35 protein-coding genes are annotated in these 24,415 nt (G+C 63.7%); 29 read left to right on the forward strand and 6 right to left on the reverse strand.

Annotated features, from left to right (window positions below):
- Window positions 1-3 precede the first annotated feature (3 nt).
- The 29 genes from rplD (at window position 4) to Q0L48_RS00320 (ending at window position 17,960) form a co-directional block, all read left to right on the forward strand.
- Window positions 4-633 (forward strand): 50S ribosomal protein L4, encoded by a 630-nt coding sequence (gene rplD, locus Q0L48_RS00180; RefSeq protein ID WP_296715971.1) that lies wholly within the window; start codon window positions 4-6, stop codon window positions 631-633.
- Window positions 626-934 (forward strand): 50S ribosomal protein L23, encoded by a 309-nt coding sequence (locus tag Q0L48_RS00185; protein WP_296715973.1) that lies wholly within the window; start codon window positions 626-628, stop codon window positions 932-934. The genes rplD and Q0L48_RS00185 overlap by 8 nt, the downstream gene beginning before the upstream one ends.
- A gap of 23 nt (window positions 935-957) precedes the next feature.
- Window positions 958-1,794, forward strand: a complete 837-nt coding sequence (gene rplB, locus Q0L48_RS00190; RefSeq protein ID WP_296715974.1) for a 50S ribosomal protein L2 — start codon at window positions 958-960, stop codon at window positions 1,792-1,794.
- A 6-nt stretch (window positions 1,795-1,800) separates the two neighbouring features.
- Window positions 1,801-2,076: a 30S ribosomal protein S19 gene (gene rpsS, locus Q0L48_RS00195; protein ID WP_296715975.1), complete on the forward strand. Its 276-nt coding sequence runs from the start codon at window positions 1,801-1,803 to the stop codon at window positions 2,074-2,076.
- Complete coding sequence (rplV, locus tag Q0L48_RS00200) at window positions 2,076-2,453, forward strand: 50S ribosomal protein L22 (RefSeq protein WP_296715976.1); 378 nt, start codon at window positions 2,076-2,078, stop codon at window positions 2,451-2,453. Before rpsS ends, rplV begins: the two co-directional genes overlap by 1 nt.
- Window position 2,454: 1 nt before the next feature.
- Window positions 2,455-3,150 (forward strand): 30S ribosomal protein S3, encoded by a 696-nt coding sequence (gene rpsC / locus Q0L48_RS00205; RefSeq protein ID WP_296715978.1) that lies wholly within the window; start codon window positions 2,455-2,457, stop codon window positions 3,148-3,150.
- A gap of 11 nt (window positions 3,151-3,161) precedes the next feature.
- Window positions 3,162-3,596 (forward strand): 50S ribosomal protein L16, encoded by a 435-nt coding sequence (rplP, locus tag Q0L48_RS00210; RefSeq protein ID WP_296715979.1) that lies wholly within the window; start codon window positions 3,162-3,164, stop codon window positions 3,594-3,596.
- On the forward strand, window positions 3,596-3,808 hold the full coding sequence (gene rpmC, locus Q0L48_RS00215) for a 50S ribosomal protein L29 (protein WP_296715981.1): 213 nt from the start codon (window positions 3,596-3,598) through the stop codon (window positions 3,806-3,808). Before rplP ends, rpmC begins: the two co-directional genes overlap by 1 nt.
- A 10-nt stretch (window positions 3,809-3,818) precedes the next feature.
- Window positions 3,819-4,109 (forward strand): 30S ribosomal protein S17, encoded by a 291-nt coding sequence (gene rpsQ / locus Q0L48_RS00220; protein WP_296715984.1) that lies wholly within the window; start codon window positions 3,819-3,821, stop codon window positions 4,107-4,109.
- A 75-nt stretch (window positions 4,110-4,184) separates the two neighbouring features.
- Window positions 4,185-4,553, forward strand: coding sequence for a 50S ribosomal protein L14 (gene rplN, locus Q0L48_RS00225; RefSeq protein WP_067405079.1), 369 nt, complete (start codon window positions 4,185-4,187; stop codon window positions 4,551-4,553).
- Entirely contained in the window at window positions 4,553-4,873 is a 321-nt protein-coding gene (gene rplX, locus Q0L48_RS00230; RefSeq protein ID WP_296715986.1) for a 50S ribosomal protein L24, read from the forward strand. Before rplN ends, rplX begins: the two co-directional genes overlap by 1 nt.
- Window positions 4,866-5,453, forward strand: a complete 588-nt coding sequence (gene rplE, locus Q0L48_RS00235; protein ID WP_296715988.1) for a 50S ribosomal protein L5 — start codon at window positions 4,866-4,868, stop codon at window positions 5,451-5,453. The genes rplX and rplE overlap by 8 nt, the downstream gene beginning before the upstream one ends.
- A gap of 42 nt (window positions 5,454-5,495) precedes the next feature.
- Window positions 5,496-5,801, forward strand: coding sequence for a 30S ribosomal protein S14 (gene rpsN, locus Q0L48_RS00240; RefSeq protein ID WP_296715990.1), 306 nt, complete (start codon window positions 5,496-5,498; stop codon window positions 5,799-5,801).
- An 11-nt stretch (window positions 5,802-5,812) separates the two neighbouring features.
- Window positions 5,813-6,208: a 30S ribosomal protein S8 gene (rpsH, locus tag Q0L48_RS00245; protein WP_296715991.1), complete on the forward strand. Its 396-nt coding sequence runs from the start codon at window positions 5,813-5,815 to the stop codon at window positions 6,206-6,208.
- Complete coding sequence (gene rplF, locus Q0L48_RS00250; protein WP_296715993.1) at window positions 6,208-6,741, forward strand: 50S ribosomal protein L6; 534 nt, start codon at window positions 6,208-6,210, stop codon at window positions 6,739-6,741. Before rpsH ends, rplF begins: the two co-directional genes overlap by 1 nt.
- 1 nt (window position 6,742) lies before the next feature.
- Window positions 6,743-7,087, forward strand: coding sequence for a 50S ribosomal protein L18 (gene rplR, locus Q0L48_RS00255; protein ID WP_296715994.1), 345 nt, complete (start codon window positions 6,743-6,745; stop codon window positions 7,085-7,087).
- The gene (gene rpsE / locus Q0L48_RS00260; protein ID WP_296715996.1) at window positions 7,087-7,869 is read left to right on the forward strand and encodes a 30S ribosomal protein S5; all 783 of its coding nucleotides are present in this window, start codon (window positions 7,087-7,089) and stop codon (window positions 7,867-7,869) included. The genes rplR and rpsE overlap by 1 nt, the downstream gene beginning before the upstream one ends.
- Before the next feature lie 6 nt (window positions 7,870-7,875).
- Complete coding sequence (gene rpmD / locus Q0L48_RS00265) at window positions 7,876-8,052, forward strand: 50S ribosomal protein L30 (protein ID WP_296715998.1); 177 nt, start codon at window positions 7,876-7,878, stop codon at window positions 8,050-8,052.
- A gap of 142 nt (window positions 8,053-8,194) precedes the next feature.
- On the forward strand, window positions 8,195-8,719 hold the full coding sequence (rplO, locus tag Q0L48_RS00270; RefSeq protein WP_296716000.1) for a 50S ribosomal protein L15: 525 nt from the start codon (window positions 8,195-8,197) through the stop codon (window positions 8,717-8,719).
- A gap of 187 nt (window positions 8,720-8,906) precedes the next feature.
- Window positions 8,907-10,271 carry a preprotein translocase subunit SecY gene (gene secY / locus Q0L48_RS00275; RefSeq protein ID WP_296716002.1) on the forward strand — a complete coding sequence of 455 codons (1,365 nt, stop codon included), beginning with the start codon at window positions 8,907-8,909 and terminating at the stop codon, window positions 10,269-10,271.
- A gap of 103 nt (window positions 10,272-10,374) precedes the next feature.
- Window positions 10,375-11,022 (forward strand): adenylate kinase, encoded by a 648-nt coding sequence (locus Q0L48_RS00280; RefSeq protein ID WP_296716004.1) that lies wholly within the window; start codon window positions 10,375-10,377, stop codon window positions 11,020-11,022.
- Window positions 11,023-11,092: 70 nt separating this feature from the next.
- Window positions 11,093-11,827 (forward strand): SRPBCC family protein, encoded by a 735-nt coding sequence (locus tag Q0L48_RS00285; RefSeq protein ID WP_296716006.1) that lies wholly within the window; start codon window positions 11,093-11,095, stop codon window positions 11,825-11,827.
- Between the two features lie 362 nt (window positions 11,828-12,189).
- A complete protein-coding gene (gene rpsM, locus Q0L48_RS00290; protein ID WP_296716008.1) occupies window positions 12,190-12,558 on the forward strand; it encodes a 30S ribosomal protein S13 in 369 nt (122 codons plus the stop codon).
- Window positions 12,559-12,608: 50 nt separating this feature from the next.
- Entirely contained in the window at window positions 12,609-12,998 is a 390-nt protein-coding gene (rpsK, locus tag Q0L48_RS00295; RefSeq protein ID WP_054118179.1) for a 30S ribosomal protein S11, read from the forward strand.
- 124 nt (window positions 12,999-13,122) lie between these two features.
- Window positions 13,123-14,178, forward strand: a complete 1,056-nt coding sequence (locus Q0L48_RS00300; RefSeq protein ID WP_296716011.1) for a DNA-directed RNA polymerase subunit alpha — start codon at window positions 13,123-13,125, stop codon at window positions 14,176-14,178.
- A gap of 119 nt (window positions 14,179-14,297) precedes the next feature.
- Window positions 14,298-14,717: a 50S ribosomal protein L17 gene (rplQ, locus tag Q0L48_RS00305; RefSeq protein ID WP_296716014.1), complete on the forward strand. Its 420-nt coding sequence runs from the start codon at window positions 14,298-14,300 to the stop codon at window positions 14,715-14,717.
- 86 nt (window positions 14,718-14,803) lie between these two features.
- Window positions 14,804-16,231, forward strand: a complete 1,428-nt coding sequence (locus tag Q0L48_RS00310) for a serine hydrolase (protein ID WP_296716016.1) — start codon at window positions 14,804-14,806, stop codon at window positions 16,229-16,231.
- A gap of 142 nt (window positions 16,232-16,373) precedes the next feature.
- Window positions 16,374-16,895, forward strand: a complete 522-nt coding sequence (locus Q0L48_RS00315) for a hypothetical protein (RefSeq protein WP_296716018.1) — start codon at window positions 16,374-16,376, stop codon at window positions 16,893-16,895.
- 162 nt (window positions 16,896-17,057) lie between these two features.
- The gene (locus Q0L48_RS00320) at window positions 17,058-17,960 is read left to right on the forward strand and encodes a hypothetical protein (protein WP_296716019.1); all 903 of its coding nucleotides are present in this window, start codon (window positions 17,058-17,060) and stop codon (window positions 17,958-17,960) included.
- 18 nt (window positions 17,961-17,978) lie between these two features.
- On the opposite strand, the gene Q0L48_RS00325 is transcribed toward Q0L48_RS00320, so the two are convergent.
- The 6 genes from Q0L48_RS00325 to odhB form a co-directional block, all read right to left on the reverse strand.
- Window positions 17,979-18,620 carry a trimeric intracellular cation channel family protein gene (locus tag Q0L48_RS00325; RefSeq protein ID WP_296716020.1) on the reverse strand — a complete coding sequence of 214 codons (642 nt, stop codon included), beginning with the start codon at window positions 18,618-18,620 and terminating at the stop codon, window positions 17,979-17,981.
- Entirely contained in the window at window positions 18,617-19,318 is a 702-nt protein-coding gene (locus tag Q0L48_RS00330) for a PepSY domain-containing protein (RefSeq protein ID WP_296716022.1), read from the reverse strand. Before Q0L48_RS00330 ends, Q0L48_RS00325 begins: the two co-directional genes overlap by 4 nt.
- Window positions 19,319-19,342: 24 nt before the next feature.
- The gene (locus Q0L48_RS00335; protein ID WP_296716024.1) at window positions 19,343-20,713 is read right to left on the reverse strand and encodes an amidase family protein; all 1,371 of its coding nucleotides are present in this window, start codon (window positions 20,711-20,713) and stop codon (window positions 19,343-19,345) included.
- Between the two features lie 59 nt (window positions 20,714-20,772).
- Complete coding sequence (locus tag Q0L48_RS00340) at window positions 20,773-21,606, reverse strand: hypothetical protein (RefSeq protein WP_296716025.1); 834 nt, start codon at window positions 21,604-21,606, stop codon at window positions 20,773-20,775.
- A gap of 13 nt (window positions 21,607-21,619) precedes the next feature.
- Window positions 21,620-23,020: a dihydrolipoyl dehydrogenase gene (gene lpdA / locus Q0L48_RS00345; protein ID WP_296716026.1), complete on the reverse strand. Its 1,401-nt coding sequence runs from the start codon at window positions 23,018-23,020 to the stop codon at window positions 21,620-21,622.
- Window positions 23,021-23,130: 110 nt separating this feature from the next.
- Complete coding sequence (gene odhB / locus Q0L48_RS00350; protein ID WP_296716028.1) at window positions 23,131-24,387, reverse strand: 2-oxoglutarate dehydrogenase complex dihydrolipoyllysine-residue succinyltransferase; 1,257 nt, start codon at window positions 24,385-24,387, stop codon at window positions 23,131-23,133.
- Window positions 24,388-24,415 lie beyond the last annotated feature (28 nt).

The following is a 24,415-nucleotide window of genomic DNA, read 5'->3' on the forward strand; positions in this document are numbered from 1 at the left end:
GCCATGAAGATTAAGGTTCAGAACATCGATGGCACGGCGCTGAAGGGCGCTGACATCGAGCTTTCGGATGACGTGTTCGGCATCGAGCCGCGCGCCGACATCCTGCACCGGGTCGTTACCTGGCAGCTCGAAAATCGCCGCGGCACCGCCCGCCCGACGCGTGAGCGTTCGGACGTGGCCCGCACCGGCAAGAAGTTCGGCAAGCAGAAGGGCGGCGGTACCGCCCGTCACGGCGACCGTGCAGCTCCGATCTTCATCGGCGGCGGCAAGGCCCACGGCGCGCGCAAGCGTGACTTCGAGCAGTCGCTCAACAAGAAGATCCGTGCGCTCGGCCTCAAGATGGCGCTGTCGTCCAAGGCGAAGGACGGTCTGGTGATCGTCGATAGCCTCGAACTGTCGGACGCCAAGACCAAGGTTCTCAAGGGCCACCTCGCCACTGCCGGACTTTCGGGCAAGGTGCTGGTGATCGACGGCGAACAGGTCGATGCCGGTTTCAAGAAGGCCGCTGGCAACCTGCCGGGCATCAACGTGATGCCGGCGATGGGTGCCAACGTCTATGACATCCTCAACCACGATACGCTGGTGCTGACCAAGGCCGCTGTCGAAAAGCTGGAGGCGCGCTTCAATGGCTAAGAAACAGACCGTCGATGCGCGTCACTACGACGTGATCCTCGCGCCCCACATCACTGAAAAGTCGACGCTCGCGTCGGAACACAATGCTGTGGTCTTCAAGGTTGCGGGCACCGCGACCAAGCCGCAGATCAAGGAGGCCATCGAGGCGATCTACGACAAGAAGGTCGTTTCGGTGAACACCCTGATCATGAAGGGCAAGACCAAGCGCTGGAAGGGCAAGCCCTACACTCGCTCCGACGTGAAGAAGGCCATCGTCACCCTCGCCGAGGGTGAAATGATCGACATCACCAGCGGTATCTGAGGCCAAGGGACAGGAAACGAACAATGGCACTCAAGAATTACAAGCCAACCAGTCCCGCCCGGCGCGGTCTGATCCTGGTCGACAAGACCGCCCTGTGGAAGGGCAAGCCTGTGAAGGCGCTTACCGAAGGCAAGCGCAAGACCGGCGGCCGCAACAACAAGGGCCATGTCACCTCGCGCGGCATCGCCGGTGGTCACAAGCAAAAGTACCGCTTCATCGACTTCAAGCGTCGCAAGTGGGACATGCCGGCTACTGTCGAGCGGATGGAATATGACCCGAACCGCACGGCCTTCATCGCGCTGGTGAAGTACGAGGACGGCGAACAGGCCTATATCCTCGCTCCGCAGCGCCTTGCTGTCGGCGATTCCGTGGTGGCGGGCGAAAAGGTCGACACCAAGCCGGGCAACGCGATGCTGCTGGGTCAGATGCCGGTCGGCACGATCTGCCACAACGTGGAGATGAAGCCGGGCAAGGGCGGTCAGATCGCCCGTTCGGCCGGCACTTATGTGCAGGTTGTCGGCCGTGACCGTGCGATGGTTATCGTTCGCCTCAACTCGGGCGAGCAGCGTTACCTTCGCGCCGACTGCATGGGTACGGTGGGCGCGGTGTCGAACCCCGACAACGCCAACCAGAACTTTGCCAAGGCCGGTCGCACCCGTTGGAAGGGCCGTCGCCCGCTGACGCGCGGCGTAGCGAAGAACCCGGTCGATCACCCGCACGGCGGTGGTGAAGGCCGGACCTCGGGCGGTCGCCATCCGGTGACCCCGTGGGGCAAGCCGACCAAGGGTGCTCGCACTCGCCACAACAAGCAGACGGACAAGATGATCATCCGTTCGCGTCACGCGAAGAAGAAGAGGTAAAAGACGATGGCACGTTCCGTCTGGAAAGGTCCGTTTGTCGAGCTGAGCCTTCTGAAGAAGGCTGAGAGCGCGCAGGAAGCGAGCAACACCAAACCGATCAAGACCTGGTCGCGTCGCTCCACTATTCTGCCGCAGTTCGTCGGGCTCACCTTCACTGTTTATAACGGGCACAAATTCATTCCCGTTTCGGTTTCGGAAGAAATGGTCGGTCACAAGCTCGGTGAATTTGCGCCTACGCGCACATTCCCCGGTCACGCTGCCGACAAGAAGGGCAAGCGCTAATGGGCAAGGCTAAGGCACCCCGCCGCGTGGGCGATAACGAGGCGCTGGCCGTCGGCACCACGATCCGTGGTTCGGCGCAGAAGCTCAACCTCGTTGCAGCCCTGATCCGCGGCAAGAAGGCAGAAGATGCGTTGAACATCCTCGCCTTTTCGAAGCGGGCAATGGCGCGCGATGCGAGCAAGGTGCTCGCTTCGGCGATCGCCAATGCCGAAAACAACCACAATCTCGATGTCGACGCACTGGTCGTGGCGGAAGCCTCGGTCGGCAAGTCGGTGACGATGAAGCGGTTCCACACCCGCGGTCGCGGCAAGTCGACCCGCATCCTCAAGCCGTTCTCACGGCTGCGGATCGTGGTTCGCGAAGCAGAAGAGGCGTAAGATGGGCCAGAAGAGCAATCCGATCGGTCTGCGCCTGCAGATCAACCGCACCTGGGACAGCCGCTGGTACGCCGAAGGGCGTGATTATGCGCAGCTGCTCAAGGAAGATCTCGCGATCCGCAAGTACGTGATGGAAAACCTGCCGCAGGCAGCGATTTCGAAGGTCGTGATCGAGCGCCCGGCCAAGCTGTGCCGCGTGTCGATCTATGCCGCACGTCCCGGTGTGATCATCGGCAAGAAGGGCGCAGACATCGAAAAGCTGCGTTCGAAGCTGGCAACCATGACGCCGAGCGAAGTGAAGCTGAACATCGTTGAAATCCGCAAGCCGGAAATCGATGCCAAGCTCGTTGCGCAGGGCATCGCCGATCAGCTGGTTCGCCGCGTGGCGTTCCGCCGGGCAATGAAGCGCGCGATGCAGTCGGCAATCCGGCTCGGCGCAGAGGGGATCAAGATCACCTGCGGCGGCCGTCTTGGCGGCGCTGAAATCGCGCGGGTTGAATCGTATCGTGAAGGCCGGGTTCCGGCGCACACCCTGCGTGCTAACATCGATTACGCTGATGCCGAGGCGCTGACCGCCTACGGGATCATCGGCATCAAGGTGTGGATCTTCAAGGGCGAGATTCTCGCGCATGATCCCACCGCGCAGGACCGCCTGATGATGGAAGCGCAGACTTCCGGCGTCCGGCCGGCTCGTTGAGGTAACAGACCATGCTGCAACCGAAAAAACACAAGTTCCGCAAGGCCTTCAAGGGCCGGATCAAGGGTGAAGCCAAGGGCGGCACCTCGCTCAACTTCGGCTCCTACGGCCTCAAGGCCATGGAACCCGAGCGGATTACCGCGCGCCAGATCGAAGCGGCTCGCCGCGCGATCACGCGTCACATCAAGCGTCAGGGCCGGCTCTGGATCCGCATCTTCCCCGATGTGCCAGTGTCGAAGAAGCCCGCCGAAGTCCGTCAGGGCAAGGGCAAGGGTTCGGTCGAATACTGGGCTGCGCGGGTGAAGCCGGGCCGTATTCTGTTCGAACTCGATGGCGTTGCGGGTCCGCTCGCTGCCGAAGCGTTCGAGCGTGCAGCGATGAAGCTGCCGATCAAGACCAAGGTTGTCGCCCGCCTGGGTGACACCAGCCACCTGGGAGGCGAATAATGGCCGACTTTGCGGACCTTCGCACCAAGACCGATGATCAGCTGACCGCCGAACTCACCGAGCTGAAGCGCGAGCAGTACAATCTGCGGTTCCAGGCTGCGACCAACCAGCTCGAAGCCCCGTCGCGTATCCGTCAGGTGCGCCGGAGCATTGCGCAGATCAAGACACTGCAAAACGAGCGTGCGGCGAAAGCCGCCGCCGTGAAGGCTTGAGGAGTTAACAATGCCGAAGCGAATCCTCGTCGGGACTGTTACCTCCGACAAGACCAACAAGACCGTGACCGTGAAGGTCGAACGCAAGGTGAAGCACCCGCTCTACGGGAAGATCATCCGGCGCTCGAAGAAGTATCACGCGCACGATGAAAACAACGAGTTCACCGTGGGCGACGTCGTCCGGATCGAAGAGACCCGGCCGATTTCGAAGACCAAGACCTGGGCCGTCAAGGACCGGGTCATCGCGGGCGGCACGCAGGCGGTTGAGGCTGATCTCGACGTCGCGGAAGCCGGTAACTGATTTAGACGTAAACGGAACTGCCGGGCCCCAGTCGGATTGGGCGTCCCGGAAAGCCAGTGAGAAGGAACCGGATCGATGATCCAGATGCAATCCAATCTCGACGTCGCGGACAACAGCGGCGCCAAGCGCGTCCAGTGCATTAAAGTGCTGGGCGGGTCGAAGCGTCGTACCGCGGGCGTCGGCGACGTGATCGTCGTCTCCATCAAGGAGGCGCAGCCGCGCGCGAAGGTCAAGAAGGGCGACGTTCACCGCGCCGTCATCGTGCGCACCCGCAAGGATGTGCGCCGTCCCGATGGCACCGTCATCCGCTTCGACACCAATGCTGCGGTGCTCGTGAACAAGAACGAGGAGCCGATCGGCACCCGTATCTTTGGCCCGGTGGTGCGCGAACTGCGTGGCCGCGGCTTCATGAAGATCATCAGCCTTGCGCCGGAGGTGCTGTAATGTCGGCCGCCAAGATCAAGAAGGGTGACAGCGTCGTCGTGCTGTCGGGCAAGGACAAGGGCCGCACCGGAACGGTCGCCCAGGTCATGCCCAAGGACGGCAAGATCGTTGTCGACGGCGTCAATGTCGTCGCCCGTCACCGCAAGCCCAGCCAGACCAACCCGCAGGGTGGTATCGACCGGTTCCCGGCTCCGATGCATATCTCGAAGGTCGCTCTGGCCGATCCCAAGGATGGCAAGCCCACCCGCGTCCGGTTTGAAACCAAGGACGGCAAGAAGGTGCGCGTTGCTGTGAAGAGTGGGGAGACCATCAATGGCTGATGCCACCTATTCGCCGCGGATGAAGGCGAAGTACGACGCCGAAATCGTCGCTGCGATGACCGAAAAGTTCGGTTACAAGAACCGCCTCGAAGTCCCCAAGCTCGAAAAGGTCACGCTCAACATGGGCGTGGGTGAAGCGAGCCAGGACAAGAAGAAGGTTCATATCGCTGCCGAGGAAATGGCGCTGATCGCCGGCCAGAAGCCGGTCATCACCATCGCCAAGAAGTCGATCGCCCAGTTCAAGCTGCGCGAAGGCATGCCGATCGGTTGCAAGGTGACCTTGCGCCGCGACCGGATGTACGAATTTCTCGATCGTCTCGTGACTGTCGCCATGCCGCGCATTCGCGACTTTCGTGGGCTGAACCCGCGTTCGTTCGACGGCCGGGGCAACTATGCGATGGGGCTGAAGGAACAGATCGTGTTCCCTGAAATCAGCTACGACCGTATCGAGAAGGTGCGTGGGATGGACATTATCGTCACCACCACCGCCAAGACCGACGAAGAGGCGCGCGAATTGCTGCGTCTGTTCGGCTTCCCTTTCCCGGGCGAAGCCAAGGCTGAAGAGAAGGAGGCGGCGTGAGCCGTTTCCCCGTAGAGACACGAAAGAAGAGAGCTTAAGTCCATGGCGAAACTGAGTTCGATCAACAAGAACGAACGCCGCAAGAAGCTCGTGAAGCAGTACGCTGCGAAGTACGAAAAGCTTAAGGCGATCGCAAATGACACCTCGCTTGACGAGACCGAGCGGCTTGTCGCGCGGCTCAAGATGGCGGAAATTCCGCGCAATGCGAACCCGACCCGGGTGCGCAACCGTTGCGCGACCACCGGCCGCCCGCGCGGCTATTACCGCAAGTTCGGCATCAACCGTATCGAACTGCGCGAACTCGGCAACAGCGGGATGATTCCCGGTCTGACCAAGTCGAGCTGGTGAGGACAAGATAGATGGCTTTGACCGATCCCTTGGGTGACATGCTCACCCGCATCCGCAACGGCCAGCGTGCGAAGAAGGACTCTGTCCTGACTCCCGCCAGCAACCTGCGCGCCAACGTGCTCGAAGTGCTTCAGCGCGAGGGCTACATTCGTGGCTTCTCCGAAGATACTTCGGGCAAGCACAAGGCGCTGCGGATCGAACTGAAGTATTTCGAAGGCGAGCCTGCGATCAAGCACGTGGCGCGCGTCTCCAAGCCTGGCCGCCGCGTCTACTCGGGTTCGAAAGAACTGCCGACGATCCGCAACGGCCTTGGCATCACCATCGTCTCGACGCCGCGCGGCGTGCTTTCGGATGCCGAAGCACGCAACCACAACGTCGGTGGCGAAGTGCTGGCGGAGGTGTTCTGATGAGCCGCATCGGCAAAAAGCCGGTCGCGATCCCCGGCGGGGTTTCGGCCAGCATCGACAACGGCACGCTGAGCGTGAAGGGTCCCAAGGGCACCCTGACGCTCGGGCTGTCCGATCTCATCGACTACAAGGTCGAAGAGGGCGAGATCCTGGTCAAGCCGGCGAATGACAGCAAGCAGGCGCGTGCCTTCTGGGGCATGCAGCGCACCTTGGTGTCGAACCTGGTCGAAGGCGTGACAAACGGCTTCACCAAGACCCTTGTCATCAAGGGCGTCGGTTATCGTGCGAACTCGCAGGGCAAAACTCTGAAGCTGCAGCTCGGCTACAGCCACGATGTCGATCTCCCGGTGCCGGAAGGCCTCGAGGTGAAGACCCCGGATCAGACCACGATCGAAGTGTCGGGTATCGACAAGCAGTCCGTGGGCCAATTCGCCGCCGAAATCCGCCGCTGGCGCAAGCCTGAGCCTTACAAGGGCAAGGGTATCGCCTATCGCGGCGAGTACATCTTCCGCAAGGAAGGGAAGAAGAAGTAAGATGGCAAAGCTTTCCCTGTTTGAACGCCGTCGTCGCCGCGTCCGCACTGCGCTTCGTGCGCGTGCTGGCGGCAAGCCGCGGCTGTCCGTTCACCGCACCGGTCGTCACATCTACGCTCAGGTCATCGACGATGCCGCGGGCCGCACTGTGGCTGCTGCTTCGACGCTGGGCGTCAGCAACAGCGGCGCCAACGTCGCGGCTGCTGCCGAAGTCGGCAAGCTGATTGCCGAGGCTGCCAAGAAGGCGGGCGTGACCACTGTCGTGTTCGATCGCGGCGGGTTCCTGTTCCATGGCCGCGTCAAGGCGCTGGCCGATGCCGCCCGCGAAGGCGGGCTGGAGTTCTGATGATGGCTGACAACGCAAACACCGAGAACACCGAAGCCCAGACCGAGGTGCCCGCTGTGGCCACCACTCCTTCGGAAGCGGCCGACAACCAGTCGCCGGCGCAGGCCGGTGATGGTAACGCGCGTCAGGGCCAAGGCCGTGGTCGCGGTCGTGGCGGCAACCGCGAAGGCGGCGGCCCCGGCGGCGGAGATCGCGGACGCGGTCGCGGCGGTCGTGACAACAACCGCGGTGGCCGGCAGGAAGAAGACGACGGCATCATCGAAAAGCTGGTCCACATCAACCGCGTCTCCAAGACCGTGAAGGGCGGCAAGCGCTTCGGCTTTGCTGCGCTGGTCGTGGTCGGCGACGGGCAGGGCCGGGTCGGCTTCGGTCACGGCAAGGCCCGCGAAGTGCCGGAAGCCATTACCAAGGCAACCGCTGCTGCGCGCAAGAGGATGATCCGCGTTTCGCTGAAGGAAGGCCGCACCCTCCACCACGACGGCAACGGCCGTTTCGGTGCCGGCAAGGTGACCCTGCGCAGCGCGCCTCCGGGGACCGGCATCATCGCCGGCGGTCCGATGCGCGCCGTGTTCGAGAGCCTCGGCGTTGCCGATGTGGTGACCAAGTCGGTCGGCACATCCAATCCCTACAACATGATCCGCGCCACCTTCGACGCGCTGGCCGAGCAGACTTCGCCGAAGTCGGTTGCTCAGCGTCGCGGCAAGAAGGTCGCCGACCTGCTGGGTCGCGGCGGATCGAGCGCAGCTGAGGCGGAAGCCGATGCTGCCGCGATCGTGGAGTAACGCAAGATGGCTACCATCAAGATCAAGCAGGTCGGTTCGCCGATCCGTCGCCCTGAAAGCCAGCGCAAGATCCTTATCGGTCTCGGGCTGAACAAGATGCACAAGATTGTCGAGCGTCAGGACACTCCTGAAGTTCGCGGTGCGATCGCCAAGATCCCGCATCTGGTGCAGGTGGTCGACTGAATTTCGTGTGACGGGGAGGGATACGCTCTCCCTCGTCATCCCGGCGAAGGCCGGGATCCAGTACGGTCAGCGCGTCCGTTCTGAGGCATAGCTAACAACAGGCTCCGGCAATCGCCGGGGCAAACTCAAGCGAGTGCACACTATGAAACTGAATGACATCCGCGACAATCCCGGTGCCCGCAACGGCCGAGTCCGCGTCGGACGCGGTATCGGCTCGGGCAAGGGCAAGACTTCGGGACGCGGCCAGAAGGGCCAGAAGAGCCGTTCGGGCGTTGCCGTCAAGGGCTTCGAGGGCGGCCAGATGCCGCTGCACATGCGTCTGCCGAAGCGCGGCTTCAACAACCCCTTCGGCAAGGACTATGCCGAGGTGAACACCGGCATGATCCAGAAGTTCATCGACGCGGGCAAGCTCGACACCAAGGCGACCATCACCGAAGACGCGCTGCGGGCCGCTGGCCTGGTGCGCGGCGGCAAGGATGGCGTTCGCCTGCTCGGCAAGGGTGAGATGACAGTCAAGGCGACGTTCGCAGTCACCGGCGCGACCAAGGGCGCTATCGCTGCAGTCGAAAAGGCCGGCGGCACCGTCGAAGTGGCCCCGGCTCCGGTCCCCGAGCACGAGAAGAAGCAAGCCCGCCGCGAGGCCAACACGGCCGCCAAGGCGAAGTAATCGACGAAATGGTGAGCGCGGGGGTTCGACAAGAGCCTCCGCGCTCCCTATTTACGCTCTCGCGTGTCGGACCGGTGCTTTCGCATCGGAGGCAAAAGCCTTCCGTTTGCCGCGCAAGAGATGGTCTGCAGTGACGGTGCCGAACGGGCGCCGCGGCAGGGCCAAGAGCTAGGATCGATGAGACGACATGGCATCACGCGCCGATAATATCGCGAGCAATATGAACCTCGGCAACTTCGCCAAGGCGACCGAGCTCAAGCAGCGCATCTGGTTCACCATCGGCGCGCTGGTGGTGTTCCGGTTCCTGAGCTTCGTGCCGCTGCCGGGCGTGAATCCCCTGATTTTGGGCGAGCTCTACGATCAGACCCGCGGCACCATTCTCGACATGTTCAATGCCTTTTCGGGCGGCGCGCTGTCGCAGATGAGCATCATCGCGCTCGGCGTGATGCCTTACATCACCGCCTCGATCGTGGTGCAGATGGCCTCGGCCCTGCACCCGACGCTCTCCGCACTCAAGAAAGAGGGCGCGTCCGGGCGGCAGAAGCTGAACCAGTATACGCGCTATGGCACTGTGTTCCTGTGCGCCATTCAGGGTTATTTCCTGGCCGTGGGGCTGGAAACCTACGCCGCGCAAAGCGGCCTCGCTGCGGTGGTCAACCCCGGGTACATGTTCCGCATCGGCGCGGTGATCAACCTTGTCGGCGGGACGATGTTCCTGCTGTGGCTCGGTGAGCAGATCACCAGTCGCGGGATCGGCAACGGTGTTTCGCTCATCATCATGGCCGGGATTGTTTCGCAGTTCCCGACATTTGCCACTAACCTGTTCGAAGGCGGGCGCACCGGGTCCATCGCTCCGGCGATCATCATCGGCTTCATCGTCATGGTGGTTGTCCTCATCCTCGGTATCTCGTTCATGGAACGGGCACAGCGCCGCTTGCTGATCCAGTATCCCAAGCGGGCGACCCAGAACGGCATGATGCAGGCGGATCGTTCGCACCTGCCGCTCAAGATCAATACCGCCGGGGTTATTCCGCCGATCTTCGCCAGCTCGCTGCTGCTGCTGCCGCTGACGATTTCAAGCTTCGCGGGCAGTTCGGTCGATTCCGACAGCACCTTTGGCGGCGCGATCCTGTGGCTCAACCAGTATCTTGCGCATGGGCAGCCGGTCTACATGCTGCTCTATGCGATCGGGATCATCTTCTTCTGTTTCTTCTACACGGCGGTGGTGTTCAACCCCGAGGAAACTGCGGACAATCTCAAGAAGAACGGCGGCTTCATCCCCGGTATCCGTCCGGGTAAGCGGACCGCCGACTATCTTGAATATGTCCTCACCCGCATCACGGTTGTCGGCGCGATCTACCTCACGCTGGTCTGCGTGATCCCGGAATACATGATTGCCCAGACAGGCATTCCGCTTTTCCTTGGCGGCACCAGCCTTTTGATTGTCGTCAACGTCACGGTCGATACGATCAGCCAGGTCCAGTCGCATCTTCTGGCGCACCAGTATGGCGATCTCATCAAGAAGGCCAAGCTCAAGGGTCGGATGCGCTGATATCAGACGGAAGTCTGCTTGACGTGTTGCCACGCTTGGTTGAACCCGCAGTTCTGATAGCAAGCTTCCGGCGGAGACCGGCGGCAATAATGGGGGACGGTTCGTGAACATCATTCTTCTTGGTCCTCCCGGAGCAGGCAAGGGCACGCAAAGCGCCGGGCTGGTCGAACGCCACGGCATGCGCCAGCTTTCGACTGGCGACATGCTGCGCGCCGCAGTCAAGGCCGGAACGCCGGTCGGCCTCAAGGCCAAGGAAGTGATGGAACGCGGCGAGTTGGTTTCGGATGAAATCGTCTCGGACCTGATCGATGCCGAACTCGCTGCGATGGGGCCGGAAACCGGCGCGATTTTCGATGGCTACCCGCGCACCGCAGCCCAAGCCGACGCGCTCGACGCGATCCTTGCACGCAATGATCGCACGCTCGATCACGTCATCGAACTCGAAGTGAACGAAGACGCGCTGGTCGAGCGCATCACGGGCCGCTTTTCCTGTGGTAAGTGCGGCGCGCTCTACCACGACACCGCCAACCCGCCTCGCGTTCCGGGCGTGTGCGATGTGTGCGGCAGCACCGAATTCAAGCGCCGTCCGGACGACAACGAGGAAACCGTGCGGATGCGGATGCAGGAATATCGCGCCAAGACTGCGCCGATCCTGCCCGGCTACGAAGCGCGCGGCATCGTCAGCCGCATCGACGGCATGGCTGCGATCGACACCGTGGCGAACGCGATCGACGCCATTCTGCGCAGCTGAGTTGCTCGCGCCGCTTTCACAGCATCGATGTTTGGCCTAGAGCCTTCCCCACCTGAGGGAGGTTGCCGCAATGCCGAAGTTCCGTTTGTTCCACGCGCTTTGTGCAGCGATGCTGCTGCCTGCGGGTCCGGCTGCGGCCGAAGTTACCGGCACTGGCCCCAACGGTTTTGTCTCGCGCCACGAAGCCGTGGTGGAGGGCAGCCCGAGGGATGTGTGGCTTGCCCTGATTACCCCGTCTGGCTGGTGGGCTTCCGAACATACCTGGTCGGGGGATTCGACCAATCTCACGCTCATGCCTCAGGCGGGCGGCTGCTTTTGCGAGAAGATTCCGGAAACAGAAGAGGCGGGACGGTTCACGCTGGAGGGCAGTGTCGAGCACATGCGCGTGGTTCACGCCTATCCCGAACGCGCGCTCAGGATGCAGGGTGCGCTCGGTCCGCTTCAAAGCGAGCCGGTGACGGGCATCCTCACCATCGCGATCAGCGAAGTGGAGGGCGGCACGCGGATCGTGTGGGAGTATAATGTCGGCGGGACCATGCGTTACGAGGTGCCGGTGATCGCGCGTGCGGTCGATGGCGTCATGGAGATACAATTGACCGCCCTGGCCAAGCTGCTCGGCCCAGTCGAAGTCCCCCCGCAGCCGCAAACCGCACCCGAGGCGGACCGCGGCGAAGCGACCGAGCCTGAAGACGATGATGCATCCGCAACGGAATCCGTTCCGCTGCCTGAAACCGATGAGCCCCAGATAAAGGCACCCTCCGTCAGTGACGTCTTCGGCGATCTCGCGGACGAGGAAAGCTTCTGATCCGCCGCATCATCGCCGGAAGGGGGTAAACGCGCAGCAGCACTTTGACATTGCGCGCGCAGTCGGATTATTCTGGCCCGGCCCTGAAACGACGGCGCCCTGGGTAATTCTCCGGAGTGAGCGCCATTAAGGCTGCCCAGCGGTTGACCCCGCTGGCGAATCATCCTATGCGCGCGGCTCATTCGACATGCTCGAACCAAGTTCGGCAGGCACAACGCCCGCGTGTGCCGACCGGACTTTTTGCCGTTTCCTAACCTGCTTGCGTGCAGATCGGAGTGGCAGACGGGCAAATCGATGAATGAGCGTTGAGATAGGGGGCTGGCCTCACGGCTGTCAAACCCCTGTGGAGCATGGAGAAATAAGTGGCTCGTATTGCCGGGGTAAATATCCCCACCAACAAGCGCGTGATTATCGCGCTCACCTATATTCACGGGATCGGTCGTTCGAAGGCTGTCCAGATCGCTGACAAGCTCGGCATTGCGCATTCCGCGCGTGTGCAGGACCTCACCGATGAGGAAGTGCTGCGGATTCGCGAGACGATCGACGCCGATTTCACCGTGGAAGGCGACCTGCGTCGTCAGACCGCGATGAACATCAAGCGTCTGATGGACCTGCGCGCCTATCGCGGCCTGCGTCACCGTAACGGCCTGCCCGTTCGCGGCCAGCGCACCCACACCAATGCCCGTACCCGCAAGGGCAAGGCCAAGCCCATCGCGGGCAAGAAGAAGTAAGCTGGCATCTGCCTGCTTTTTCCTTCTGACGAGCTAAAGGACATATTACGATGGCACGCGAACCAGGCCGTATTCGGCGCCGTGACAAGAAGAACATCTCGAGCGGCGTTGCGCATATCAACGCCAGCTTCAACAACACCATGATCACCATCACCGACGCGCAGGGCAATGCAATCAGCTGGTCCAGCGCCGGGGCGATGGGATTCAAGGGCAGCCGTAAATCGACTCCCTATGCCGCGCAGGTCGCCGCCGACGATGCCGGCAAGAAGGCAGCCGAGCACGGTGTGCGTACGCTCGAAGTCGAAGTGAAGGGCCCGGGTTCGGGCCGTGAAAGCGCGCTGCGCGGTCTCGCCGCAGTGGGCTTCAACATCACTTCGATCCGTGACGTGACGCCGATCCCGCACAACGGGGTCCGTCCGTCCAAGCGTCGCCGCGTCTGATCCGCCGGGGTGCGGCGGCCAGTCTGCCGCCGCCACCCGAACGGGTCAGGTGCCGCGCCGCTGCGCAGAGCATCCGGCCCGCCCAAGTTTGAACCGCCCGCCCAGGGCGAATTAGGGGAAATCCATGTCCGTCAACACGAAGAACTGGCAGGAACTCAAGAAACCCAACACCCTCGAAATCAAGGATGGCGGCGATCGTCAGCGCAAGGTGACTTTCGTTGCCGAACCGCTCGAACGCGGCTTCGGCCTGACGCTCGGCAACGCTCTGCGCCGGGTGCTGCTGTCCAGCCTGCAGGGTGCGGCGATCACCTCGATCAAGATCGAGAACGTGCTGCATGAATTCTCCTCGCTCGCGGGCGTGCGTGAAGACGTGACCGACATCGTCCTGAACGTGAAGCAGATCGCGCTGCGCATGGAAGGCGAAGGCCCCAAGCGTTTGCAGCTTTCGGCTACCGGCCCCGGTGCTGTCACAGCGGGCGATATTGCCGTTTCCGGCGATATCGAGGTGATGAACAAGGATCTGGTGATCTGCCAGCTCGATGAAGGCGCGACGCTCAACATGGAGCTGACGGCTGACACCGGGAAGGGCTACTCGCCCGCCGTGCAGAACCGTCCGATCGATGCGCCGATTGGCCTGATCCCGGTCGACTCACTCTATTCACCTGTCCGTCAGGTGAGCTACAAGGTCGAGAACGCCCGCGTCGGGCAGGAGCTCGATTACGACAAGCTCTCGCTGACCGTCGAAACCGATGGCACTGTCACCCCGGAAGATGCCGTGGCCTATGCCGCGCGTATCCTGCAGGACCAGCTGACGCTGTTCGTGCACTTCGAAGATGGTATTCCGCAGCCGCAAAGCGCGATGATCGGTCACGCCGTGCAGCCGGAAGAAAGCGACGCCAACCAGCTCAACCGTTACCTTCTCAAGAAGGTGGACGAGCTGGAACTGTCGGTGCGTTCGGCCAACTGCCTCAAGAACGACAACATCATCTATATCGGCGATCTGGTCCAGAAGACCGAAGCCGAGATGCTGCGCACGCCGAACTTCGGCCGCAAGTCGCTCAACGAGATCAAGGAAGTGCTCTCGTCGATGGGCCTGCGTCTCGGCATGGACATCCCCGGATGGCCGCCAGAGAACATCGAGGAAATGGCCAAGAAGCTCGAACAGGAACTGCTCGGCTGATGAATTCGTGAGCCCCTGCGCAAGCGGGGGCTTACAATTTGGGCGAAGGTGGCGGCCCACAATGGCCACCGGGATGGAGCTACCTTGCACGGGCTCCTTACGAACGAAGGAAGTATACAATGCGTCATGGTATTTCGGGCCGCAAGCTGGGCCGCAAGTCTGGTCACCGCACCGCCCTGTTCCGCAACATGGCCGCCGCGCTGATCAAGCACGAGCAGATCAAGACCACGCTGCCGAAGGCGAAGGAACTGCGCCCCTACATCGAAAAGCTGATCACGCTGGCGAAGCGCGGCGGGCTGTCGAACCGTCGTCTCGCCATGAGCCGGTTGGGTGACGAAGCCCAGCTGAAGAAGCTGTTCGAGGTTCTGGGCGAGCGTTATTCGGATCGTGAAGGCGGCTATACCCGCGTGCTGCGCGCCGGTGTCCGCGCTGGCGATGCTGTGCAGATGGCGATCATCGAACTGGTCGAGCGCGATGAATCCGCTCGCGGCCAGGACTCCGGTCCGGTGCAGTCGGAAGACGAGTACGAAGACGCGTAAGGCGTTTCTTACAGGAATGAAAAGGGCCGGGGCGGGAACGCTTACCGGCCCTTTTCTTTTGCGCGGCGCGGGCTACGCTGCGCGCCATGATCCGCACCGCCTTTGCAGCGACCGCGCTGCTCCTTGCCGCTCCCGCCGCATCGCCCGCCTTTGGCCAGAGCCAGCAGCAGGCGCTCGACGCCCGCTACGACCGCGCGCTCGCGGCAGGATACAAGGCGCTGATGCTGTGCAGCGCGATTGCGATTGCCGAACGCAACGGCGGCGCCCGCACGGCTGAAAGCGTGGCGGCATGGGAACTCACCGGCATTCAGGCCCCGCTCGATGCCATCGTCGGCGAATTGCCTTATGAGGTCGTCCGCCGCCCCACCGGCGAAGTTGCGCATGTCGCAGTGAGGTGGGCTGACGATAGCCCCGCGCGCATTGCGGCCTATTTCGGTCCGGATACGGGATGCTCCACCCTGCCGATTGGCGCGCCGGATAGCGGCAGCAATACCCGGCAACCGCTGCCCACCAGCGCCGAAACCACCGAAAAAGTGATCGCGTCCGGCGTCATTCCGCGCAGCGAAGGCGGCAAGGTGCCCCCGCCGCCGCCGCTCGCCAAGGTGCTGGGCGCAGCTGTTGCGGGCGAATATGGCGAAGGCACGCGCACTACAGCGGCATTGGTGCGGTTGAAGGGCGACGGCAACGGCCTTGTCGAACGGGCCAATTACACCCCCGGCTTCGATCCAAAGACCCCGCAACGCACCTGGTCGGTCGCCAAGAGCATCGCCGCCACGCTGGTCGGCGCGGCGGTGCATCAGGGCGAGGCGAGTGTCGATGATCCGGTCGGGCTGAATTACTGGCGCAGAGGCGGTGACAGCGATCCGCGCAATGCCATCACCATAGATCACGCGCTGCGCATGGCAACAGGACGTTATTCGGACACGCCCGGCAACCGCACCGATCCGCTCTATTTCGGCGGTTCGACGGTTGATGAAACCGCAACCGGGTGGCCCGTTCTCCACGCACCGGGCACGGTGTTCCGCTATGCCAACAATGATACGCTGATGGCGGTCAAGGCAATCGGCCAATGGCTCAACTTTTACCCCCCGCACGAATTCTTCGCCAAGCTGGGGATGGAGCACACCGTCGCCGAAACCGATATTCGCGGCGATTATATCCTGTCGTCGCAAGTGTGGAGCACCGCGGGCGATCTTGCAAAGCTGGGCGAGCTTTACCTGAACGACGGCAAGCTCCCCTCGGGCGAGCGCATTCTGCCCGAAGGCTGGGTCCAATATGTCTCCACCCCCAGCGGACCGCAGCCCGACGGCCCGTTCGGTTATGGCGCGGGGTTCTGGCTGCTGAACAACTCCGAAGGGGTGCCGCCGGATACCTTCGCCGCGTTCGGCAATCGCGGGCAATATGTCGTGATCGTGCCGTCGCGCAACGTGGTGATCGTGCGGCGCGGGGAGGATCCGGTGGGCAGCCGGTTCGACATCGCCGCTTTCACCCGCGACGTGTTGGCGGCGCTGTAGCGATAAGCGCTCCGTTCATCCCGAAGACACTTTAGATTAACAATTCCTGTCAGCGCAATTCAGCTTCACCTCAGTGCGAATCGTCCACCTTTGTCTCAACACCGGCGCTATCCCGCACTGGTGCGAAGCGAGGATGAGACCCATGACGACCTTCAACACCAAATTCGGGCGGACCACGCTCGGTACGCTCGCGGCCGGTGCGCTGGCCGTCGCCGCAACCCCTGCCATGGCTGACGACCACCGCGATCGCGGTATCGGCGCGGGCGAGATTATCGCCGGCGCGGTCGTGATCGGCGGCATTGCTGCGCTCGCCGGAGCCTTCGATGGCGATGACCGGTATCGGGGGGACCGCTGGGATCGCGGCGACCGGCGCGGCTATGACCGTGGCTTTCGCGGCGGTACGCGCGGCGCGGTCGAGCGGTGCGTGCGCGCCGCCGAGAACCAGGCCCGGCGCTTCGGCGGTTACCGTTTTGCCGATGTCACCGATATCCGCGATGTCGACCGCAAGCGCTTTGGCTTCCGCGTCGAAGGTCGTATTCAGGTCGAAGGCCAGCGTGGCTGGGGCGGCCGGGGGCGCGATTTCGATCGCGGACGGTTCACCTGCCGTCTTGACGGACGCGGCGCGCCGCTGATCGATTTCGACGGCATTCGCGGCCTGCGCTGATCCTGCGCCCAGCTTAACAATAACGGCCCCGCTGCTCCTTACCGGGCGGCGGGGTATCGCTATCTACGCGGCGCGGTTCATTGCAGCGCAAGCCTTGCACGGTTAAGCTCGCTAACATCGGGGCGTTTGGTGGGCGCTCGCCTAATTGAGGAGGGAGCATCAATGGCTCTGCGTATCCCTGCGTTCGCCTTGGCGGGCGCGTTAGCTGTAACCACCGCCCTTTCACCCGCGCCTGCGCGCGCTGCGGATTTGCCCGCCATGCCTGCGTCGGCGAGCAGTTTTGCCGGCGCGTTCGATCACAGCCGGTTCGATCCTTCTGCCGCCACTGCCGATTGGCGCTGCCGTGGCTGGCGCTGTGGCCGACGAGGATGGGGCCGTCGGGGCTGGGGTGGAGGCTGGCGCCGTAACCGGGTCGATGCCGGAGACGTGCTGATCGGCGCAGCCATTCTGGGCGGCGTGATCGCCATCGCCAATTCCAACAATCGCCGCGAACGTGATCGCGATGTCGTGGTGATCGAGCGCGACCGCGACTTCCGTGATCCTGACCGCCGATATGACGATCGCCGGGTCGATCGGCGCAGCACAGGGTCTTCGGGCCTCGACAATGCGGTCGACCAGTGCCTTGCCCGGATCGAACGCGATGTGCGCGTCGAAGGCGTCGACAATGTCGAGCGCACCGGACGTGGTTGGCTGGTCAGCGGCTCGCTGTTCAACGGATCGCCGTTCCAGTGCCGGATCGGCAATGACGGGCGCATCGACGACATCGATTTCGGCGGCGGCTTCTCCGGCGTTTCCGGAAGCGGGGCGGATGATGGCAGTTGGGGAGCGGCTCCGGCTAACACCTATGCGATTGCCGATGATGTTCCCGCTGATGGGCAATTGAGCGATACGCGCTATGCCGATGCGCGCCTGGCAATGGGCGGAATGGCGCAGCCTCAGGCTGCCGCTCCGCAGAGCTTCGCGGCTGCTCCGGCGCAGTCACCCGTGACAGATCGGATGCCGGCCTATCCCGGTGGGCCGATTCCGGGCGAGGAAATCCCCGAAACCATCGACGGGGATCTGTAGACGCTTGGCGGGGAGGGCTTATCGGCCCTCTCTGCCGCCATAACTCGGCAGGCCCAATTCCCAACGGATCGCAGCAGAGCGCAGCGCAAAGCCGCAGGCGAACCCCGCGGCCCAAGCCCATTCCTTGTGGATCCCCAGCAGCGGCGCGGCCAGCATTCCGGCAACCGTCAGCACAGCGGTGAGCGCGGCAGGCGTGACGTAAAGCTCGGGGCTCATGATGATCGAAGGGCGGCCCGCCACCACATCGCGGATAATTCCGCCCACGGTGCCGGTGATGACGCCCATCAGCGCGGCAGGCACCGGCGGCACGCCGTAGGCCAGCGCCTTTGCGCTGCCCAGCACCGCATAGGCCGCCAGACCGGCGCCATCGGCATAGGCAATCCCTTTGCCCTCCCACAGCCTGACCGGAGTGAACCACGCGATCAGCGCCGTGGCGAGGCACACCGCCGCTACCCAACGGTCGCCGATCCAGAACACCGGCGCACCGATCAGCAGATCGCGGACAGTGCCGCCGCCCACACCCGTCACCAGCGCGAAGAACGCCATGGTGACGAAGGTCTGATGCAGCCGCGCCGCCAGCACCGCGCCGGATAGGGCGAACACGGCAATCCCGGCGAGATCGAGCCAGTCGAGGATCGGAGTGAGAACGGTCGGGGTCATGCGGCGGGCAGCATGGCAGGGCGCGCACGGCGGCGGCGGAACATCAGGACGCAGCCGATCAGCGCGCCCGCCAACGACAGGGCGGCGAACAGGATCAGCAGCGGGTGGCTGGTATCCTCGCGTTCGGAAAGATCCATGATGTGCAGCCCCCAGGCAAGATCGAACGCTCGCCACCAGCGGGTGCGCACCGCCTCGACTTCTCCGGTGTCGCGACCGACATAGACGCGGGTGCCATCGTCCAGCGCGACTTGCCACACCGCGAGCGGGCGGCGGAAATCGAACGGCGTCCGGTCGGCAGCAAACAGAGTGACGGCGGCAACATTGCCTCCGCCGACGATCCGGTCCGCCACCAGCGCCCGCGCGGCGGCGGCGTCGAGCGCGGGCAGCGGCGCTCCCGTGGCGAAATCGACCCGGCGCACTGTGCCGTCCATGCCGGTGAGGATCGCCACCGCGCGGCCTTGCTGCATGGCGACGCGCATCTCCTTCAGATCCGCTTCGGGCGCGGCAAGCGTGCTGCCGGGCAGCACCAGCGGCGTAGTCGGGATGTCGCGCCGCAGATGATCGCCGCGCACTTCCTCGATCGGGCGCGAGACCATCAACAGCCCCGTCGCCAGCCACATGACAATCGGCACGCCGACCAGCCAGCCGAGCCAGATGTGCCATTTGGCAAGGGTGAGCATGGAGGGTTTGCGGGCCATAATCCGCGCCATGGCGAAGCCGCGTCAGCCGTGCAAGATGTTCCCGATAGCCTCGGCGGCGGCGATGCAATCCAGATCGCTCCAGCGCGGCCCGATCACCTGCATGCCGCAGGGCAGCTGCGCACCCAGATAGGTGCCGCTGCCGATCGGCAGGACGGTGGAGGGCAAGCCCGGAAAGGTCGCCAACCCCGACCATGTCAGGGCGTTGCCGCCCGGTTCCTCTGCGCCGTTGATAGTGAGCTTGCCCTTGAACACGGCCTCATCGCGGTGCGGGACGGCCAGGACCGGCGCGGGCGGGGCGAGGACGAAGTCGTAGGTTTCGAACAACGCCTCCCACTGCGCCATGCAGGCGGCCTGCGCATCGAGCAAATCGAACCAATCGGTTGCGCTTGCCCGCTTGCCATCGGGGGCAGGTGCGCCGCGCGCCATCACCACGTTCATCATCTTGAGATAGTGGCGATATTGCCGCGTCTGATCGGGCAGGCAATCGCTTGTCCGGTCGATCCGCACCCCGGCGCTGGCGAGCGCCGCGATGGCGGCCTCGGTCGGCTCCATCACGCTGGCGTCGACCGGCGCGCCCGGCAATTGCGTGATCGCCAGCAGGCGGCAGTCCTGCAATGGCTTGGCACGGCGGCGCAGCGGCACGTCCGCGCCGACTTCGGTCAGTACCGCCAGATCGGCGGCATTGCGGGCGATTGGCCCGGCGATGCTGAGCGGGCTGTCATGCGCGGCGATGAACCCCTTGGCGCGCGACATGGCGGGGAAATCGTGGCCCTGCTTGGAAATCAGCCCCCAGGTGGTCTTGTGTCCCCAAACCCCGCAGAAATGTGCCGGCACGCGCACCGATCCGCCGATGTCGGTGCCGAAGTCGCACGGCACCATCCCGCTTGCCACCGCAGCCGCGCTGCCGCCGGATGACCCGCCGGGTGAACGGTCGGGGTTAAGCGGGTTGGAGGTGCGGCCATAGACCGGGTTGAAGCTCTGCCAGTCGGTAAGGTCGACAGGAACGTTGGTCTTGCCGATGATCACCGCGCCCGCCGCCTTCAGCCGCCGCACCAGCACCGCATCGCGCTTTGCGATCTGGTTGCGGTAGGCAGTGTGTCCGAAGGTGGTGGGCAGGCCTGCGACGTCGAAGCTTTCCTTGATCGTCATCGGCACGCCGAACAATGGCTGATTGGCCCCCGAGTCCTTCGGCGGCCCGGCAGCGTCCATCGCCTTGGCCGCTTCATAGGCGCGTTCAAAGTCGGGAACGGCCAGCGCATCGACGCTGGAATCGAGCTTCTCGATCCGAACGATTGCCGCATCGACCGTTTCGGCAACGCTGCGCCGCCCTTCGCGAATGGCGGCGGCTGTGGCGAGCGCGCCCGGTTTATCGGTTAGCTGCGGGTAAGACATGCGATGATCCCCTCTCCGGCACGGGGTCTAGCTGCTGATGGAGGGACGAGAAAGCGGTACTATGCCGCCTTTCCAGACAATTCTGGCGTCCTTCGCGCAGATGCGCCGAGTGCCAGTCCGAAACCGAGTATCGGCGATGCGCCGTAGCCGATCAGCGGGTAAGGGAAGGGGGCGATGACCGCCATCGCAACAAGGCCAAGCAACAGCGCCGCCAAGCCGTGAAATTCGGTGCGCCGGGTCCGCGGATCGACCGACAGAAACCACAAGGGCACAAGACAGAGCAGCGTTGCCAGCGCCGCAGCCTGGATCAGCGATCGCTCGGCCACCTGTACCAGCACATTTTCGGTGAAGATCTGCGGTTCGAGCGTGCCGTCGCCGACGTTCAGAACCGCAAGGGCCAGTCCCGCAGCGGCGATCAGCGCGTGGAGAGCGCTGCGGTGCAACCATGCCAGAACCGTGCTGGCTGCGGCCAGTCCGAGCAGCGCAGCTGCGTCCGTTTGCAAGGCCAGCGCCGCTGCAGCGAGAGCGAAAATGGCGGGGCCGAGCTTCGGCTCGCGCGCGGCCAGAACCGCCAGCAACGGAAGCAGCAATGCCCCTGAATGCAGCATCACCGGACCTGCCGGAATCCACCGCGCAACGCCGCCAACCTCCGGGCCGAACAGCAGCGGAGCGAACAGGCCAAGCGTGGCAATTGCCGCAACCATCAGGCGCAACCTGCGGCTTGCAGGCAATCGCCCCAGCCAAATCCAGACGAGCGCCAAGGTCAGCGCGCCCGCATTGATCAGCAGCAGGCGCGCGGGCGCATCATAGGCGTAGAGGTAACAAAGCCCGCCCGCAGACGGGAGCAACAGCGGCAGGGTGAGGCGGAGCCGGTCGACGGAGCGCGATTCCACCGCCCCTTCCGGCCTACATGTGGATCGGCTTGCCCGTCACCGCCATCGCCGCTTCCTTGAAGGCTTCGGCGTGGGTGGGGTGGGCGTGGCAGGTGTAGGCGATGTCTTCGCTGGTCGCGCCGAATTCCATTGCCTGCGCGGCCTGTGCGATCATCGTTCCGGCGAGGCTGTTGATCATCCACACCCCGACGACGCGGTCGGTCTCGGCGTCGGCGATTACCTTGACGAAGCCGTCGGTGTCGCGGTTCGCCTTGGCGCGGCTGTTGGCCATCATCGGGAACTTGCCGATCTTGACCGCGAGCCCGCGTTCCTTCGCCTGCTCCTCGGTCAGGCCCACGCCTGCGATCTCGGGCGCGGTGTAGACCACGTTGGGGATCACGTCATGGTTCACAATGCCGGTCTGCCCCGCGATATTCTCGGCCACGGCGATACCTTCATCCTCGGCCTTGTGCGCCAGCATCGGGCCGGGCACGACATCGCCGATGCCCCAGATGTTCGGCACCGCCGTGCGGAATTCATGGTCGATCTCGATCTGCCCGCGATTGTTGACGCTGAGGCCCGCCTTGTCGAGCGCCAGACCGTCGGTGTTGGGCCGTCGGCCGATCGAAACGAGCACATGGCTGGCGTCCAGCGTCTGTTCGTCCCCGCCTGCGGCTTTCTCGATGGTGAGGATGACCTTCTTGCCGTCCACCTTTGCGCCGGTGACCTTGTGGCCGAGCATCATGTCCATGCCCTGCTTCTTGAAGATCTTCTGCGCTTCCTTGCGCACTTCGCCGTCCATGCCGAGGAGCAGCTGGTCAAGGAATTCGACCACCGTGACCTTCGCGCCGAGACGCCGCCAGACCGAGCCGAGTTCCAGCCCGATCACGCCGCCGCCGATCACCACGAGGTGTTCGGGAACTTCCTCAAGATCTAGCGCGCCGGTGGAATCGACGATCCGCTTGCCTGCGTTGTCGACTTCAACGCCGGGAAGCGGAGTGACGCTCGACCCGGTGGCGATCACGATGTCCTTGGCCGTGACCTTGTCGCCGCCGACATTGACGGTGTGCGCGTCTTCGAAGGCGGCATGGCCCTTGAGCCAGGTGACCTTGTTCTTCTTGAACAGGAATTCGATCCCGCCGGTGAGTTCGCCCACGGCCTTGGTCTTTTCCTGCATCATCCGCCCGAGATCGAGCGTCGGCGTGGCAGTGATGCCCCAGGTCGCGAAATGGCCGTTGCGCGCCTCGTCGAACAGCTCCGAACCGTGCAGCAGCGCCTTCGACGGAATGCACCCGACATTGAGGCAGGTGCCGCCGAGCGTCTCGCGGCTTTCGACGCAAGCGGTCTTCAAACCCAGCTGCGCCGCACGGATCGCCGCGACATAGCCGCCGGGGCCGGCACCGATGATGAGGACGTCGTAATCGAATTCAGCCATAAAAAACTCCGCTCATCCTGAGCTTGTCGAAGGATTGTCCTTCACTTGGGGTCCGTCGCTCCAAAAGGAAGAGCAGGGCTTCGACAAGCTCAGCCCGAACGGAGAAATGTTTACAGATCAATCAGCATCCGCGTCGGATCTTCAATCGCTTCCTTGATGATCTTGAGCGCGGTCACTGCCTCGCGCCCGTCGATTAGGCGGTGGTCGTAGGACAGCGCCAGATACATCATCGGACGGATCACGATCTCGCCGTTACGCACAACCGCACGATCCTCGATGCGGTGGAGGCCCAGCACCGCCGACTGCGGCGGGTTGATGATCGGGGTGCTCATCAGACTGCCGAACACCCCGCCATTGGAGATCGTGAAGGTGCCGCCGGTCATGTCTTCCATCTTGAGCGTGCCTTCCTTGGCGCGCTTGCCGAAGTCGGCGATGTCCTGTTCGATCCGGGCAAAGCCCTTCTTGTCGGCATCGCGGATGACGGGGACGACGAGGCCGTTGGGTGCAGACACTGCGACCGAGATGTCGACATAGTCGTGATAGACGATCTCGTCGCCCTCGATATAGGCGTTCACGCTCGGCACGTCCTTCAGCGCGAGGCACGCGGCCTTGGCGAAGAAGCCCATGAAGCCGAGGCGGATATCGTGCTTCTTGGCGAACAGGTCCTTGTACTTGTCGCGCGCTTCCATCACCGCGCTCATGTCGCAATCGTTGAAGGTAGTGAGCAACGCGGCCTGATCCTGCGCGCCCTTCAGCCGCTTGGCGATGGTCTGGCGCATCCGGGTCATCTTGACCCGCTCCTCGCCGCGCGCGCCGCCGGTTGCTGCGGGTGCAGCGGCGGCGGCCGGTGCAGGCGAGGGCGCTGGCGCCGCGCCGCCGGACTTCTTGGCTTCGGCCGCGGCCAACACGTCTTCCTTCGTCAGGCGGCCGTCCTTGCCGGTACCCTTGATGGTCGAGGGATCGACCCCGTGTTCCAGAACCGCGCGGCGCACCGCGGGCGACAGCGTCTGCGCGGCGGCGAGCAGTTCCTCGGACGGGCCGGAAGTAGGGGCAGGGGTGGGCGCGCTGGCCGCAGGTGCGGGCGTATCGGCCTTGGCGGCGGCGGGAGCGGGCGTAGCGGACGCGCTCGCGCCTTCTTCGATCACCGCGATCACCGCGCCGACTTCGACATTGTCACCCACCGCCACGCGATGTTCGGACATCACGCCTGCGACCGGCGAGGGCACGTCGACCGCGACCTTATCGGTTTCAAGGCTGCAAATCGGCTCATCCGCCGCGACCGCTTCGCCCGGCTGCTTGAGCCATTCGGCGATGGTGCCTTCGGTGACAGATTCGCCGAGCGCGGGAACTTTGATTTCGGTGGCCATCAGTCTGCTTCCTACAAAAATTCAGTTT

Origin of the sequence: Erythrobacter sp. (assembly GCF_024305245.1) — a bacterium.
GTDB lineage: Bacteria > Pseudomonadota > Alphaproteobacteria > Sphingomonadales > Sphingomonadaceae > Erythrobacter.